This window comes from Amycolatopsis sp. NPDC021455 (genome assembly GCF_040640995.1).
GTDB lineage: Bacteria > Actinomycetota > Actinomycetes > Mycobacteriales > Pseudonocardiaceae > Amycolatopsis.
On sequence record NZ_JBFACT010000002.1, the window covers coordinates 294,824 to 310,284 of the forward strand.

At 71.3% G+C, this 15,461-nt stretch carries 18 protein-coding genes; 17 read left to right on the forward strand and 1 reads right to left on the reverse strand.

Going from position 1 to position 15,461, the window contains the following annotated elements:
- Positions 1-29 precede the first annotated feature (29 nt).
- The 15 genes from AB0G28_RS04390 to AB0G28_RS04460 all read left to right on the forward strand — a co-directional run bounded on the left by AB0G28_RS04390 (position 30) and on the right by AB0G28_RS04460 (position 12,240).
- Positions 30-755 (forward strand): type II CAAX endopeptidase family protein, encoded by a 726-nt coding sequence (locus AB0G28_RS04390; RefSeq protein WP_361082854.1) that lies wholly within the window; start codon positions 30-32, stop codon positions 753-755.
- Positions 756-856: 101 nt separating this feature from the next.
- Positions 857-1,660, forward strand: coding sequence for a type II CAAX endopeptidase family protein (locus AB0G28_RS04395; RefSeq protein WP_361082855.1), 804 nt, complete (start codon positions 857-859; stop codon positions 1,658-1,660).
- A 159-nt stretch (positions 1,661-1,819) separates the two neighbouring features.
- The gene (gene rpsP / locus AB0G28_RS04400; RefSeq protein ID WP_191310269.1) at positions 1,820-2,263 is read left to right on the forward strand and encodes a 30S ribosomal protein S16; all 444 of its coding nucleotides are present in this window, start codon (positions 1,820-1,822) and stop codon (positions 2,261-2,263) included.
- Positions 2,260-2,499, forward strand: coding sequence for an RNA-binding protein (locus AB0G28_RS04405; protein WP_003103110.1), 240 nt, complete (start codon positions 2,260-2,262; stop codon positions 2,497-2,499). Before rpsP ends, AB0G28_RS04405 begins: the two co-directional genes overlap by 4 nt.
- Positions 2,500-2,521: 22 nt before the next feature.
- Entirely contained in the window at positions 2,522-3,034 is a 513-nt protein-coding gene (rimM, locus tag AB0G28_RS04410) for a ribosome maturation factor RimM (protein ID WP_361082857.1), read from the forward strand.
- Position 3,035: 1 nt separating this feature from the next.
- The gene (trmD, locus tag AB0G28_RS04415; protein ID WP_361082859.1) at positions 3,036-3,782 is read left to right on the forward strand and encodes a tRNA (guanosine(37)-N1)-methyltransferase TrmD; all 747 of its coding nucleotides are present in this window, start codon (positions 3,036-3,038) and stop codon (positions 3,780-3,782) included.
- A 164-nt stretch (positions 3,783-3,946) separates the two neighbouring features.
- Positions 3,947-4,315 (forward strand): 50S ribosomal protein L19, encoded by a 369-nt coding sequence (gene rplS, locus AB0G28_RS04420; RefSeq protein WP_003103119.1) that lies wholly within the window; start codon positions 3,947-3,949, stop codon positions 4,313-4,315.
- A 31-nt stretch (positions 4,316-4,346) separates the two neighbouring features.
- Positions 4,347-5,285, forward strand: a complete 939-nt coding sequence (lepB, locus tag AB0G28_RS04425; RefSeq protein WP_361082861.1) for a signal peptidase I — start codon at positions 4,347-4,349, stop codon at positions 5,283-5,285.
- 90 nt (positions 5,286-5,375) lie between these two features.
- Positions 5,376-6,215 carry a ribonuclease HII gene (locus tag AB0G28_RS04430; protein ID WP_361083145.1) on the forward strand — a complete coding sequence of 280 codons (840 nt, stop codon included), beginning with the start codon at positions 5,376-5,378 and terminating at the stop codon, positions 6,213-6,215.
- Positions 6,212-6,535 (forward strand): DUF2469 domain-containing protein, encoded by a 324-nt coding sequence (locus AB0G28_RS04435; protein ID WP_003096226.1) that lies wholly within the window; start codon positions 6,212-6,214, stop codon positions 6,533-6,535. The genes AB0G28_RS04430 and AB0G28_RS04435 overlap by 4 nt, the downstream gene beginning before the upstream one ends.
- 217 nt (positions 6,536-6,752) lie before the next feature.
- The gene (locus AB0G28_RS04440; protein WP_361082863.1) at positions 6,753-7,130 is read left to right on the forward strand and encodes a YraN family protein; all 378 of its coding nucleotides are present in this window, start codon (positions 6,753-6,755) and stop codon (positions 7,128-7,130) included.
- On the forward strand, positions 7,130-8,641 hold the full coding sequence (locus tag AB0G28_RS04445) for a YifB family Mg chelatase-like AAA ATPase (RefSeq protein WP_361082864.1): 1,512 nt from the start codon (positions 7,130-7,132) through the stop codon (positions 8,639-8,641). Before AB0G28_RS04440 ends, AB0G28_RS04445 begins: the two co-directional genes overlap by 1 nt.
- A 417-nt stretch (positions 8,642-9,058) precedes the next feature.
- Entirely contained in the window at positions 9,059-10,198 is a 1,140-nt protein-coding gene (dprA, locus tag AB0G28_RS04450) for a DNA-processing protein DprA (protein ID WP_361082866.1), read from the forward strand.
- A gap of 103 nt (positions 10,199-10,301) precedes the next feature.
- Positions 10,302-11,282, forward strand: coding sequence for a tyrosine recombinase XerC (locus AB0G28_RS04455; RefSeq protein ID WP_361082867.1), 981 nt, complete (start codon positions 10,302-10,304; stop codon positions 11,280-11,282).
- Between the two features lie 109 nt (positions 11,283-11,391).
- Entirely contained in the window at positions 11,392-12,240 is an 849-nt protein-coding gene (locus AB0G28_RS04460; protein ID WP_361082869.1) for a FliA/WhiG family RNA polymerase sigma factor, read from the forward strand.
- On the opposite strand, the gene AB0G28_RS04465 is transcribed toward AB0G28_RS04460, so the two are convergent.
- Positions 12,241-12,729, reverse strand: a complete 489-nt coding sequence (locus AB0G28_RS04465; RefSeq protein WP_361083147.1) for a M23 family metallopeptidase — start codon at positions 12,727-12,729, stop codon at positions 12,241-12,243. It lies immediately after the preceding gene.
- Between the two features lie 947 nt (positions 12,730-13,676).
- Between AB0G28_RS04465 and rpsB the strand changes: the two genes are divergently transcribed.
- Both rpsB and tsf read left to right on the forward strand, forming a co-directional pair.
- Positions 13,677-14,525 (forward strand): 30S ribosomal protein S2, encoded by an 849-nt coding sequence (gene rpsB, locus AB0G28_RS04470; protein WP_361082870.1) that lies wholly within the window; start codon positions 13,677-13,679, stop codon positions 14,523-14,525.
- An 89-nt stretch (positions 14,526-14,614) separates the two neighbouring features.
- Positions 14,615-15,430 (forward strand): translation elongation factor Ts, encoded by an 816-nt coding sequence (tsf, locus tag AB0G28_RS04475; RefSeq protein ID WP_361082871.1) that lies wholly within the window; start codon positions 14,615-14,617, stop codon positions 15,428-15,430.
- Positions 15,431-15,461 lie beyond the last annotated feature (31 nt).

A 15,461-nucleotide genomic window follows, 5' to 3' on the forward strand; every position in this document is an offset into this window, starting at 1 on the left:
TGCGGGGTCGGCACTTTAGCGTGGGGCCCGTGACGGACGACGACGGTGCACGGCGCGTGCTGGGCGCGCACTGGTGTTTCGTGGCGTTCTTCGCGGGGATCGCCGGCTACTACCTGGCCAACCTGATCATCGCCGCGGCGGTCAACCGCAACGTCGGCGAGTTCGACCCCTTGGAGCTGCGCGACATCGGCCCGCTCCTGATCCTGGCGTTCGTGCCCAACCTGCTGCTCGGCCTCGGCCCGGCGGCGGCGTCGTGGCGCTGGGGCGAAGGGCTGCGCGCCGACTTCGGCCTCAAGCCGACCTGGCGCGACGTCCGGATCGGCCTCGCCTGCGGGGTGCTCGCGCTGGTCGTCGGCTACCTGCTCAACCTGGTGCTGATCGCGGTCTACGGCGCCGACGACGTCTCGGACAGCCCGCTGACCGACCTCGCCGACACCTTCGACGGCGACACGGTGTGGCTGGTGCTCGCCGCGGTGATCGTCATCGCCGGCGCGCCGATCACCGAGGAGCTGCTGGTCCGCGGCACGCTGTGGAACGCGCTGTCGTTCCACCGGATCCCGCCGTGGGTGGTGCTCCTGGTCACGTCCCTGGTGTTCGCCCAGCTGCACGGCGAGCCGACCCGCACCATCGCCCTGTTCGGCCAGGGCATCGCGATGGGCCTGGCCCGCCACCTGTCCGGCCGGGTCAGCGCCGGGGTGATCGCCCACGCGGCCAACAACCTGCCACCCGCGGTCCTGCTGTTCGTCGCGCACTGAGCGTTGCGCGGATCGATGGACAGTAGCCGGACGGATACTGTCAGATCACATCCCGGCCGCTAGGCTCGGCATTTGGAGCCGAGCGACGCGGAGGGCAAGGCGTGACCACTTCCCAGCCCCGGGACCCGGCTCCCGACGCGGCGTCGTTCCCCGAACCCGAGGAGCCCGCCGCGACCGCCTTCCTCCCGCCCCCGCCGCGCCACAGATGGGGCTTCGGCGCGTTCCTGCTCGTCGAGGCGACCCTGCTGGCGTCCGCGGCGTTCGTGTCCGTGCTCGTCGGCGACTCCGCTCCCGGCCCGCTGCCCATGCGCGTCGTGCTGCTGGGCACCATGCTGCCGACGATGATCGCGGCCGGCGTCGCGGTGCTGATCACGTATGTGCGCGGCAACGGGCCCGTGATCGACCTGCGGCTCGAGTGGCGCTGGGCCGACGTGAAGACGGGGTTCCGGTACGGCTGCGTCGGGCTCGTCTTCACGACTCTCGGCGCCTACCTCTGGACGCAGCTGGTCGGCAACGCCAACGCGACGTCGGCGATCAGCGCGCTGGTCGAGGACCGCCGGATGTCGGTTTCCGCCGCCCTGGTGATGTTCGTCTACCTCTGGCTGCTCGGCCCGATCTGCGAGGAGATCATCTACCGCGGCCTGCTCTGGGGAGCCGCCGAACAGCTGCAGTGGCGCAGTGAGCGGTGGGGCCGGATCGCCGCGTTCCTGCTCTCGACGGCGGTGTTCGCGGCCAGCCACCTGGAGCCGCTGCGGACGACGTTGCTGCTGGTCATCGCGGTGCCGATCGGCCTGGCGCGGCTGGTCACCGGGCGGCTGCCGGGCAGTATCGTCGCGCACCAGGTGAACAACTTCCTCCCGGCGCTGACCATCCTGCTCGGGGCGCTCGGGGTGGCCTCTTTCTGAGTGCGCGGGTGCCATCTGGCAGAATGGTGCACTGCCTGCTTCCGCCGGACCCTCTCACCGTGCGAAAGCTCCTGACCTTCGGGTGCCCGCGTCCGTGTCCCCACTCGGCCCGCGTGCGCCCAGCCCAGCACCAGAGAGATTCGAGGAGAACCCACACCCGTGGCCGTCAAGATCAAGCTGCAGCGCCTCGGCAAGATCCGTGCGCCGTACTACCGCATCATCGTCGCCGACGCGCGCACCCGCCGGGACGGCAAGGCCATCGAGACGATCGGCAAGTACCACCCGAAGGAAGAGCCGAGCCTGATCGAGGTCGTCTCCGAGCGCGCCCAGTACTGGCTGGGTGTCGGCGCGCAGCCGACCGAGCCGGTCCAGCGCCTGCTGGAGATCACCGGTGACTGGCAGAAGTTCAAGGGCCTGCCGGGCGCCGAGGGCACCCTGAAGGTGGCCGAGCCGAAGCCGTCCAAGCAGGACCTGTTCAACGCGGCGCTGGCCGCGGCCGGCGAGGAGCCCACCACCGAGGCCACCACGCCGAAGAAGAAGTCCGCCCCGAAGAAGGCCGAGGCCGAGAAGGCGGAGGCCGCTGAGGGCGAGAAGTCCGAGTGAGTTTCCTCGCGGACTCCCTCGAGCACCTGGTGCGCGGGATCGTCGACAACCCGGACGAGGTCCGGGTCGAGCTGCTGACCACGCGCCGTGGCCGCACGCTCGAGGTGCACGTGCACCCCGACGACCTCGGCAAGGTGATCGGCCGGGGTGGTCGCACGGCGACCGCCCTGCGCACCGTCATGGGTGGCATCGGTGGCCGCGGCGTCCGCGTCGACGTCGTCGACACCGACCGCTGAGCCTTTCGGAAGCACGGTCAGGATGGACGTCGTAGTCGGCCGCATCGCGAAGGCGCACGGCATCCGCGGGGAACTCGCGGTGGACGTGCGCACGGACTCGCCGGAAGAGCGGTTCAAGATCGGTGCGGCCGTCACGACGAAGCTGCGTGACGGCAGCAAAAGGGAACTCACCATCGCAGCCGCCCGCGAACACAGCGGGCGGCTGCTGGTGCGTTTCGAGGAGGTGCTGACCCGCGACGTCGCCGAGACGCTGCGGGGCGCGCTGCTCTTGGCCGACACGGCCACGCTGCCGCCCACGTCGGACCCGGACGAGTTCTACGACCACGAGCTGGCGGGCCTGCGGGCCGAGCTGGCCGACGGAACGGTCGTGGGCAAGGTCGTCGAGGTCGTCCACTCGCCCGCCGGCGAGCTGCTGGAGCTGGACGTGGACGGCCGTTCGGCACTCGTGCCGTTCGTCCGCGCGATCGTCCCCACGGTGGACGTCGCCGGCGGCCGGGTCGTGCTCGACCCGCCGGAAGGGCTCCTGGACGCCTGACATGCGGATCGACGTCGTCACGATCTTCCCCGAGTACCTCGACCCGCTGCGTGCCGCGCTGCTGGGCCGGGCGATCGACCGCGGCCTGATCGAGGTCGGCGTGCACGACCTGCGCGAGTGGACCCACGACGTGCACCGCGCGGTCGACGACGCGCCGTACGGCGGCGGCCCCGGCATGGTGATGAAACCGCAGATCTGGGGCCCGGCGCTGGACGACGTCTGCACGTCCGAGTCGCGGCTCGTCGTCCCGACGCCGGCGGGGAAGCCGTTCACCCAGGAGCTGGCGCACGCCTACGCGGAGGAGAAGCACCTGGTCTTCGCCTGCGGCCGGTACGAGGGCATCGACCAGCGGGTCGTCGACGACGCGGCGCGGCGGATGCCGGTCGACGAGGTGTCGATCGGCGACTACGTGCTCGTCGGCGGCGAAGCGGCGGTGCTGGTCATCGTCGAAGCCGTCGTCCGGCTGCTGCCCGGGGTGCTCGGCAACGCGCGCTCGGCCGCCGAGGACTCGTTCTCCGACGGCCTGCTCGAAGGGCCCAGCTACACGCGCCCGGAGGTGTGGCGGGACCTGGCGGTGCCGGACGTCCTGCGCTCCGGGAACCACGCGCTGATCGACCGCTGGCGGCGTGACCAGGCCCTCGAGCGCACGGCCCGCCGCCGCCCCGATCTCCTGGCGCGGTTGCCGGAAGGTAGTCTCGACAAGCACGATCGCGGGGTCCTGGAGGGCTTGGATCCCGAGCAGGCTTAGCCCGGTTACTTGACGCGTGGCAGGGTCTGTAATAATTGACAGGTTGGCGTGAGTGGACCTCCTCGTCCACGAGCCCGCCATCAGCCCCCCGGGTCGCCCGCAGCGGCACCGTTGCGCGCCCGGGATCTGTACGCAAGCCATACGAAGACGAGGACGGACCACCGATGAACACCCTGGACGCGCTGGACAAGCAGTCGCTGCGTTCCGACATCCCGGACTTCCGCCCGGGCGACACGCTCAAGGTGAGTGTCCGCGTCATCGAGGGCAACCGCGAGCGCAACCAGGTCTTCCAGGGCGTCGTGATCCGCCGTCAGGGCGGCGGCATCCGGGAGACCTTCACCGTCCGCAAGATCTCCTTCGGCGTCGGCGTGGAGCGCACCTTCCCGGTGCACTCGCCGAACATCGCCGAGGTCGAGGTCCACAAGCGTGGTGACGTGCGGCGCGCGAAGCTGTACTACCTGCGTGATCTGCGCGGCAAGAAGGCCAAGATCAAGGAGCGTCGCGAGAACCGCGAGACGGCCTCGGCTAACTGAGTCACAACCCGGTTACCGGTAGCCTGACGACGTGGCCGAACCCGTGTCCCAGAACGCTCCCGAGGATGACCCCGATCGCTCCGAGGAGGACAAGCCCAGGCTGTCCCGCTCCGAGGAGCGCGGGGGGTCCCGCCGGCGGCGAGCCAAGCCCGCCAAGAAACGGTCGTTCTGGAAGGAACTGCCGATCCTGCTCGTGATCGCCCTGGTGCTCACGATCCTGATCCAGACATTCCTCGCGAAGGTCTTCATGATCCCCTCGGGATCCATGGAGGCCACCCTGCACGGCTGTCCCGGGTGCACCGGCGACCGGATCCTGGTCGACCGGGTCACCTACGACTTCACCGAGCCCTCGCCGGGCGACGTGGTCGTGTTCAAGGGCCCGCCGGCGTGGATCAACAACGAGATCGCGCCGCAGGAGTCGGGCAACATCGTCGTCCGCGGCCTGCAGGGTCTCGGCTCGCTGGTCGGGTTCGCCCCGCCGGACGAGCGCGACTTCGTCAAGCGGGTGATCGCCGTCGGCGGCCAGACCGTCCAGTGCTGCGACCAGCAGAACCACGTGATCGTGGACGGCAAGGCGCTCGACGAGCCGTACGTCCACTGGGAAAACCTGTCGAACCAGACGGAACACCCCTTCGACCCGGTCAAGGTTCCGGCCGGGACGGTCTGGGTGATGGGCGACAACCGCAACAACTCCGACGACTCCCGGTTCCAGGGCGGCGGCGGCGTGAACGGCGTGGTCCCGGTGGACAACATCATCGGCAAGGCGCGGATCATCGTCCTGCCGCCGAGCCGGTGGGGCGGGATCACCGACCACAACCCGCAGGAATCGGCGCAGCCGGTCGCGCTCGGCGCGCCCGCCTGGCAGAGCGGTCTCCCGCTCGGCGCCGGGATCGCGGCGGCCTGGCCGGTGTTGTTCCTGGGGCGCAAGCTCAAGTCCGGACTGCGCCGGGCGGCCGGGCGGAAACCCTAGCCACCCGACCCTTGTCGGCAGACGGGTGATCCAGCCTTGACACTTCCCGTTCCCCTCACCGCGGCCGAGCCGATCCGGCCACCGCGGGCCGTGGTGCGCGGCGATCTCTTCTGGGGTCTGCAAGGCGCGCTCGACCGCCGTGGCCTCGGCCCGGTCGCCGGTGTGGACGAAGCCGGCGCCGGGGCGTGCGCGGGGCCGCTGGTGGTCGCGGCCTGCGTGCTCAAGCAAGGTGACGCGGCGAAGCTCACCGAGCTGACGGACTCCAAGCTGATGACGGCCAAGGCGCGGGACCGGGTCTACGACCTGGTCCTCGCCCGGGCCGTCGACTACTCGGTGATCGTCATCCCGACGGCCGAGGTCGACCTGTACGGCATCCGGGTGATGAACCTGGAGGGCATGCGCCGCGCCGCGGCGGCGTTGCGCGTGTCGCCGGGCTACATCCTCACCGACGGCTTCCGCGTCCCGGGGCTGACCGCCCCGAACACGGCGGTGATCAAGGGCGACCGTTCGGTGGCCTGCATCGCGGCCGCGTCGGTGCTGGCGAAGGTGACGCGCGACCGCATCATGGCGGGCTATCACGAGGACTTGCCGCACTACGGCTTCGACGTGCACAAGGGGTACAGCACGTCAGACCACCTCGCGGCCCTGCGCGAGCACGGTCCGAGCGACGTCCACCGCTGGTCGTACACGAACGTGGCGACGGTGGCCGTCAAGCACGGCCTGCGCCCGGCGCGGCCGGTCCTGCTGACGTACGCGGCGCTGGAAAAAGCCATGGAGACCGGCGCGGACGCGAACCTGGCCGCGGTCCTCGACGAAGCACTCGAGCCGCAACTCAGCCTGCCGCTGCATGCCCCGGCCGCGGGTGTGGGTCACAATGAACGCTCTGCCGGCGGAGCAGCACGATCCCGAGGAGGGGCGCGGATTTCATGAGCGCAGAGGATCTCGAGAAGTACGAGACCGAGATGGAGCTCTCGCTGTACCGCGAGTACCGCGACATAGTCGGCCAGTTCTCGTACGTGGTGGAGACCGAGCGACGCTTCTACCTGGCGAACGCGGTGGACGTCCAGGTCCGCGACGGCGGCGGCGAGGTGTACTTCGAGGTCCGCATGTCCGACGCGTGGGTGTGGGACATGTACCGCCCGGCCCGGTTCGTCAAGCACGTCCGGGTCATCACCTTCAAGGACGTCAACGTCGAGGAACTGGACAAGCCCGACCTGCGCCTGCCCGAAGACGGCCCGTTCTCCGGCTGAGCCTCGTCGTCCCCTAGCACAGCGCACCGACAAGTCCGGGGCGAACCCGGCTTCGTGTGGGCAGGTTGTCCACATCACCCCCGTTGTCCACAGGCCGGTGATTTCGGTCTGGTCTGCTCGCGTCGTCCGCTGGCACCGTTGATCACATACGCACCGTGATCGCCGGGGACCGCCTCGGTAACCGGTGATCGTGTGATTGCCGGTAAGGGGGCGAACCATGATGGGCACCGAACAGCTCGCGACACACCGCCGTGACTTCGGGACCTGGGGCGAGGATTTGGCCGCCCGGTATCTGCAGGACCGGGGTCTGGTCCTGCTCAGCCGTAACTGGCGGTGCCGTGAGGGTGAGCTCGACCTGGTCCTCACCGACCGCGCGCGCGTCATTTTCTGCGAGGTCAAGACGCGGTCCGGAACGGAGTTCGGGCTGCCGTCCGAGACGGTCACCGAAGAGAAGGCCGGGCGAGTACGGCGGGCGGCCCAACGGTGGCTGCGGGAGTTCCGCCTCGGCTGGTGTCCCGTCCGCTACGACGTCGTCGCGATCCTCGCCGAGCCCGGCCACAGCCCGCGCCTGCGGCACTTCGAGGCGGCGTTCTGATGCCCATCGCGAAGGCATGGTCGGCCGCTCTCCTCGGCGTCGACGGCCGGGTCATCGAAATCGAGGCGGACCTCGGCGGCGGGTTGAGCCGCGTCACCCTCGTCGGCCTGCCCGACGCGGGTTTGCGCGAGGCGAAGGACCGCGTCCGTTCGGCTGTCCGGAACTCCGGGCAGCCTTGGCCCGACGGCAAGGTGACACTCGGCCTGTCCCCGGCGAACCTGCCGAAGATGGGGTCGGCCTACGACCTCGGGATCGCGGCGGCCGTCCTGGCGGCATCGGGTGCTGTCCCGGCGACGCGGCTGCTCGGCACGGTGTTGCTCGGCGAGCTCGCCTTGGACGGCCGGATCCGGCCGGTCCGCGGCGTTCTCCCGGGCCTGCTGGCGGCTCGTGCCGCCGGCTACGGGCGAGCCGTCGTGCCCGCGGAGTCCCTTGTCGAAGCGGCACTGGTGGACGGCATCGAAGTGGCGGGTGCGCCCCATCTGCGTGACCTGGTGGCGTGGCTGACGGGCGAAACCGAGCTGATGCGTCCGGACCCGCCCGCGCCGGCGCCGCCGCCGGAAGTACCGGACCTGGCGGACGTCGTCGGCCAGCCGGAGGCGCGCTGGGCTCTGGAGGTGGCCGCGGCGGGCGGGCACCACCTGTTGCTCACGGGCCCGCCCGGGGTCGGGAAAACCATGCTGGCGAGGCGCTTGCCCGGCCTGCTGCCGCCCTTGTCGCCCGAGGAGTCGCTGGAAGTGACGGCGGTGCACTCGGTCGACGGCTCGTTGTCCAAGGCCTCGCCCTTGGTCACCGTGCCGCCGTTCGTCGCCCCGCACTATTCGATCTCCATAGCGGCGCTGATCGGCGGCGGCAGCGGAATCGCCTCACCCGGGGCGATCAGCCGGGCCCACCGCGGGGTGCTCTTCCTCGACGAGGTCTGCGAGTACGGCACCCAGTGCCTCGAGTCACTGCGAACCGTGCTCGAAGAGGGCGAGGTCCGCATCGCCCGGGTCAAGGGCTCGATCACCTACCCGGCGCGGTTCCAGCTCGTGCTGGCCACCAACCCGTGCGCCTGCGCGCCGCCGAAAGAGGCCGACTGCGTGTGCTCGCCGATCGCCCGCCGCCGCTACCTCGGCAGGCTCTCCGGACCGTTGCTCGACCGGGTCGACCTGCGCGTCCGGCTGCGGCCGCTGAGCGCGATGAGCGCCCACGACGACGGAACAGCGGAGTCCTCGGAAACCGTGCGCCAGCGAGTGCTCATCGCCCGCGAACGCGCCAGGCAGCGGTGGCGAGAACACGGGTGGCTGTCCAACTCGGACGTTCCCGGACCGGCACTGCGACGAGAGTTCGCCCTGCCCGCCGACGCGACAGTCCTGCTGGACCGCGCGATGGACCGCGGCGCGCTGAGCGGCCGCGGCGCCGATCGCTGCCTGCGCATCGCCTGGACCCTGGCCGACTTGGACGGCGAGGCCCGCCCGGGAGCCGAGCAGGTCGGCTCGGCCCTGGCCTTCCGCGAGCGGGTGGCGGCATGAGCGGCGATCGGGAACGGGGGAGCGGCATGAGTGGCGATCGGGAATGGCCTGGCGGCATGAGTGGCGATCAGGAACGGCGTGGCGGCATGTGTGGCGGTCGTTTCGGAGGGGCGGCATGAGCGCCGACGAGCTGCGGCGGCCCAGTGCTTACGTGCTGCGCGCGGTCGAGCCACCGGCGCCCTCGCTCGCCGCCTGGACCTCGGCCGATCTGGACGGGCAAGGTAAACCCTGGTCCCTGGCGCTGCTCTGGAGCGCGGAACCGGTCCGTCCCGGGAATGCCGGAAGAGGCGTGCACGCACATTGCAGTACGTCGGCAGGCCTCGTGGCCTGCCCGACCAAGCGCCGAGCAGGTCGGCTCGGCCCTGGCCTTCCGCGAGCGGGTGGCGGCATGTGTGGCGGTCGTTTCGGAGCGGCGGCATGAGCGCCGACGAGCTGCGGCAGGCCCGCGCCTACCTGCTGCGCGTGGCCGAGCCACCGGCGCCCTCGCTCGTCGCCTTCGTGGCCGAACACGGGCCGGTCGAGGCGGCCGGGCGGGTGCGTCGCGGCGATTGCCCGCCCGAGGTGCTCAAGGCGACCGAAGCCCGGCGGGGGTACGACCTCGTCGCCCAGGACTTCGCCCGGGCCGCCGCGGCGGATGCGCGGCTCGTCGTCCCCGAAGACGACGAGTGGCCGGCCTGGCCGTTGCTCGCTCTGGACCTCGCCGCCCGGCGAGGGGTGGCCGAGGCCGTGCCTCCGCTGGCTTTGTGGGTCGCCGGCGAAGCGGCGCTCGGCGATGCCGCCGACCGGGCCGTGGCCGTGGTCGGGGCCCGCGCGGCGACCGAGTACGGCGAACACCACGCCGCCGAGTTCGCGTACGGGCTGGCTTCCCGGGGTGTGCCGGTGTTCTCCGGCGCCGCCTACGGCATCGACGGCGCGGCGCACCGAGGCGCGCTCGCCGCCGACGGCGTGACCGTCGCCGTGCTGGGCTGCGCGATCGACGCCGGTTATCCGGCGGGGCACGTCGGCCTGCTGAACCGGATCGTCCGCTCCGGCGGTGCGGTCGTCAGCGAATACCCGCCCGGCACCCCGCCGGCACGGCACCGCTTCCTCGTCCGGAACCGGCTCATCGCCGCCCTCACGGAGGGCACCCTGGTGGTCGAGGCCGGACGCCGCAGCGGCGCCCGCAACACCGCGAGCACCGCCGGTGCCGTCGGCAAGGTCGTGATGGCGCTGCCGGGGCCGGTCTCGTCGGCGATGTCGGCCGGGTGTCACGAGCTGATCCGCGACGCCCGGGCGACACTGGTCTCGACGGTCGACGAAGTCCTCGAAACCGTCGGCCGCTTCGGCGCCGCCGAAGACACCGCGTCCCGGCCGAAGCGGCCGACCGACCGGCTGGGCCCGGAGGCGTTGCGGACCTACGAAGCACTCGCTGTGCGCGCGGACCGGTCCGACGCCGAGATCGCGGCCGAATCCGGTATCCCGCTGCGGCGGGTGCGGGCGCTGTTGCCGGCCCTGGAGATCGACGGATTCGCCGTCCGCGGGGAAGCGGGCTGGCGACGGCGCAGGGAAAGCGCGTGAAGGCCACGGATTCCGGGCGAAAACGCCGAAGGTGTTCGGCCGGTCCGGTGGGTCCGCGTGGCGATCCTTGACCGGCGGCCGTAGTTCGCGCAGCGTGACAGGCATGCCGCCACCACGCTCCGGCCGGCCTCGCCGACCCGACCTGCGCGCGCTCCGGGCCGCGCTGCCCGAACCCCTGCGGGCCGCCGTCACCGGCTACGAGCGGCACCTCGGGCTCGAACGCGGCTTGTCCGCGCACACCGTCCGGGCATACGTCGGTGATGCGGTCTCGTTGCTCGGCTTCGTCGCGGACGGCGGAGGCGGGCTCGCGGAACTGGACCTCGCGCGGCTGCGGGCGTGGCTCGCCGCGCAGCAGTCCGGCGGGGCGAGCCGCACGACGCTCGCGCGCCGGGCGGCCTCGGCCCGGACGTTCACCGCCTGGGCGCACCGCACCGGCCTGCTGGCCGCCGACCCGGGCGGCCGGCTCGCCGCTCCGCGGGCGCACCGCACCCTGCCCGGAGTGCTGCGCGCCGGGCAGGCGGAAGAGGTCATGCGGGCGTCGGCGGCCGGGGCGGCGCAACGGGATCCGGTCGCCCTGCGTGATCGCGCGATGGTCGAGCTGCTCTACGCGACCGGGATCCGCGTGTCCGAGTTGTGCGGACTGGACGTCGGCGGCGCCGACTTCTCCCGGCGTGTCGTGACGGTGCTCGGCAAGGGCGGCAAGGAGCGTGTGGTGCCGTTCGGCGTTCCGGCGGCGGAAGCGCTGACGGTCTGGATCGACGAGGGACGGCCGAAGATCGTCGCGGAATCCGGAGGTGACAGCGCCGAACCCGCGCTTTTCCTCGGTGCGCGGGGCAAACGCGTCGACCCGCGGACGGTGCGGCGCGTGGTGCACGACGCCGTCACGGCGGTACCCGGAGCGGCGGACATGGGGCCGCACGGCCTACGCCATTCGGCCGCGACGCATCTGCTGGAAGGGGGTGCCGATCTCAGGAGCGTTCAGGAACTGCTTGGTCACGCTACGCTTGCCACGACGCAGCTCTACACTCATGTGACCGTCGACCGGTTGAAAGCGATCCATGACCGAGCGCATCCCAGGGCCTGAGGCGGTCCGGGGAGGCTCGCCGGGGTCGTCACCAGCGGGCCCGGCGGCGCACGCGCATCCGCACGAGCACGGAGACGACACTGAGCCGCATGCCGAGAACGACTGTGCAATGACCGCAGGACCGCACGTGACCGATGCCGCCGGGGTGACCACTCACGGTGAGGCCGCCGCGCCCGCGGAAACCCGCGCCGGCTACGACGTCGACGCCGGGATCGCGGCGCTGTGGCAGCAGTTCGCCGACAGCCCCGACCAGGCGTCGCGCGATCGGCTCGTGCTGCATTACGCCCCGCTGGTCAAGTACGTCGCGGGCCGGGTCGGCACCGGCTTGCCCACCCACATCGACGTGGGTGATCTCGTGCAGTCCGGCATCTTCGGGCTCGTCGACGCCATCGAGAAGTTCGACCCCGAGCGCGGCCTGCGCTTCGAGACATACGCGATGCAGCGCATCCGCGGCGCGATCCTCGACGACCTCCGTTCCCAGGACTGGGTCCCGCGCGCCGTCCGCAGCAAGGCCAAGGAAGCCGAGCGCGCGATGGAACGCCTCGGCGCCCGCCTGCACCGCACCCCGACCGACGCCGAGCTCGCCGCCGAACTCGGAATCGGCCTCGACGAGCTCCGCGACTTCTACGGCCAGCTGCAGCTCACCAGCGTCGTCGCGCTGGAGGACCTGGTGGCCGCGGGCAAGGACAGCGGCTCCCTGGTCGACACGCTGCCCGACGACGACGCCGTCGACCCGGTCGCGGTGCTCGTCGACCAGGACAACCGCCGCCAGCTCGCGCAGGCCATCGCGCAGCTCACCGAGCGGGACAAGATCGTGGTCAGCCTCTACTACTTCGAGAGCCTGACCCTCGCCGAGATCGGCAAGGTCCTCGGCGTCACCGAGTCGCGGGTCAGCCAGCTGCACACACGTGCGGTCATGCGGCTGCGCGCCAAGCTGGTCGAGCAGACCGGCAGCTGATCACGGACCACCTCCCCACGGCTTGAGCCGGTAATCGCCCACCTCGCCGGTCAGGGCCAGGGGATCGACGTACTCCTCGCCCCGCCGCACGCCCCAGTGCAGGCAGGCCGCCACCAGGCAGCCGGGATGCCCGGGGAGGACGGTGCCGAGCACCTGGCCCCGGTAGACCTGCTCGCCCACGCCGACCTTCGGCGCGACGGGCTCGTAGGTGGTGCGCAGCCCGCCATCGTGGTCGACGGAGACGACGGGCCGCCCGCCCACCAGCCCGGCGAACACGACGACGCCCACATCGGCGGCCAGCACCTCCTGCCCGGGGACGGCGGCCAGGTCGACCCCGCGATGTCCCGCGCCGAAAGGCGTTTCGGGGGCGTCGAAGTACTTGATAACCACCGGAACGGGTGACAAGGGCCAGGAAAGCCGCGGTTGCGGAGCAGCTCGGCCGTCCCAGGGGCCGGCCGTGGCCGAGGGAGGCCACGCCGGGGCCGCCATGAGCGCGGTGGCCCAATGCACGGCCGGTCCAGGAGCGGAGAGAGGCGCCGGTGTCGGCGAGAGCCCGAGGGCCGACACCGGCTCATCCGCCCATGGCTCGGCCGGCTGGGAGCCTGCTGTCGGCGGTGCCGTCCTGGCTGCCCACAGCTCGGTCGGCTGGGAGCCTGCCGTCGGCAGCGCCGCTCCGCCTACCCACGGCCCGGCCGACCGGAAGTCTTCCGTCGGTGGTGCCAGCCCGCCCGGCCATGGCACGGCCGGCGGGGAGCTCGTCACCGGTAGCGCCGCCCCACCTGCCCACAGCTCGGCCGGTCGGAAGCCTGCCGTCGGCAGCACCGCTCCGCCTACCCCCAGCTCGGCCGACCGGAAGCCTCCAGCCGGCGGCGCCAACCCACCCGTCCATGGCTGCCGTAAGGACTGTGGCGGCCCGGACCCGTCCGTCCAAACCACGGGCACCACCGCGCTCCGAGCGGCCACAACCCCACCTCCTACACTCCCGAATACCCCCGTGACCAGGGCAACCACGCTCACGAACCACCCCGGCACCCGGCGCCGGCGACAACTGATCGACTCCATGTCTCCACCCTGCGTCACCGCCGGCCGCCGTGGGGCGCCGTTCGCGAATCTGTGGACAACTCGGGCCGATCCGGGGCCGGTGTGGACAACTCGGCCGCCGGTGGGGGCGGGGCTGGTGGCAAGGGGTAGAATCTTTTGCGCGGTCCGCGTGAGCGGGCTGACTTCGCGTGCACGTGCGCGTCCCCCGGTTTTCGAGCGTCACCGGCCGGGTGGTCGCACGGTGTCCGGCGGTCCCTGGGGTTCCTCACAACCTCCGGGTCCGGACGCCGCCACGGGCACCAGGGCGAGCGGCCACCCGGTCGCGAGCGACAAAACCGAGCAGCGCGTCCGCTGAAGCGAGGCGCGCACTACACAGAAGAGGTGTGATTCCGGCAATGGCCGTCGTCACCATGAAGCAGCTGCTCGACAGCGGCGTGCACTTCGGGCACCAGACCCGCCGGTGGAACCCGAAGATGAAGCGCTACATCTTCACCGAGCGCAACGGCATCTACATCATCGACCTGCAGCAGACGCTGACCTACATCGACCGTGCGTACGAGTTCATCAAGGAGACCGTCGCGCACGGCGGCACCATCATGTTCGTCGGCACCAAGAAGCAGGCGCAGGAAGCCATCGCCAACGAGGCCGCGCGCGTGGGCATGCCCTACGTCAACCAGCGCTGGCTCGGCGGCATGCTGACCAACTTCCAGACCGTGCACAAGCGCCTCCTCCGCCTCAAGGAGCTCGAGGCCCAGGAGCAGACCGGTGGCTTCACCGGCCTCACCAAGCGCGAGATCCTGACGCTGACCCGCGAGAAGGAAAAGCTGGAGAAGACCCTCGGCGGTATCCGCGACATGGCCAAGGTGCCGAGCGCGGTGTGGATCGTCGACACCAAGAAGGAGCACATCGCCGTCGGCGAGGCTCGCAAGCTGAACATCCCGGTCGTCGCGATCCTGGACACCAACTGCGACCCGGACGAGGTCGACTACCCGATCCCGGGCAACGACGACGCGATCCGCTCGGCCGCGCTGCTGACCAAGGTCGTCGCCGAGGCCGCGGCCGCCGGTCTGATGGCGCGCTCCAGCCGCAACGGCTCCTCGGCCGACGCGAAGCCGGAGCCGGGCGTCGCCTCCGACGAGCCGCTGGCCGAGTGGGAGAAGGAGCTGCTCGCCGGTTCCGAGACCGCCGCCGCCGACGCGAACGAGGCCGAGGCCGCCACCGAGCAGGCGACCGCCTCCTCCTGACGCTCCACCGTCCGTGCGGCCGCGCCCCCGGGGCCGGCCGCACGGGCGTAGCAACCCACAGATTTCCTGCAAAGGACGGATTTACCAGAATGGCGAACTACACCGCCGCTGACGTGAAGCGCCTGCGCGAGATGACCGGCGCCGGCATGATGGACTGCAAGAAGGCCCTCGAGGAGAACGGCGGCGACTTCGACAAGGCCGTCGAGTTCCTGCGCATCAAGGGTGCCAAGGACGTCGGCAAGCGCGCCGAGCGCGCCACCGCCGAGGGCCTGGTCGCCGGCGACGGCGGCGTCCTCATCGAGCTCGACTCCGAGACCGACTTCGTCGCGAAGAACGCCGACTTCCAGGCGCTCGCCGCGAAGATCGTCGAGGTCGCGAAGACCCTGAAGACCTCCGACGTCGAGGCGCTCAAGGGTGCCGAGCTCGACGGCAAGACCGTCAACGAGGTCGTCCAGGAGCTGTCCGCCCGGATCGGCGAGAAGCTCGAGCTGCGCCGCGTCGTGGCCTTCGAGGGCCAGACCGCGACCTACCTGCACCGCCGTGGCTCCGACCTGCCGCCGGCCGTCGGCGTGCTCGTCGAGTTCACCGGTGACGACGCCGAGGCCGCCCGCGGTGCCGCCATGCAGGTCGCCGCGCTGCGCGCGAAGTACCTGACCCGCGACGAGGTGCCGGCCGAGATCGTCGAGAACGAGCGCCGCATCGCCGAGCAGACCGCTCGCGAGGAAGGCAAGCCGGAGCAGGCCATGCCGAAGATCATCGAGGGCAAGGTCAACGCCTACTTCAAGGACAACGTCCTGCTCGAGCAGCCGTCGGTCAAGGACAACAAGAAGACCGTCAAGGCCCTGCTCGACGAGGCCGGCGTGACGCTGACCAAGTTCGCGCGCTTCGAGGTCGGCCAGGCCTGAGGCCAGGTCCGGGCGTAGGTTTCACCAGTGC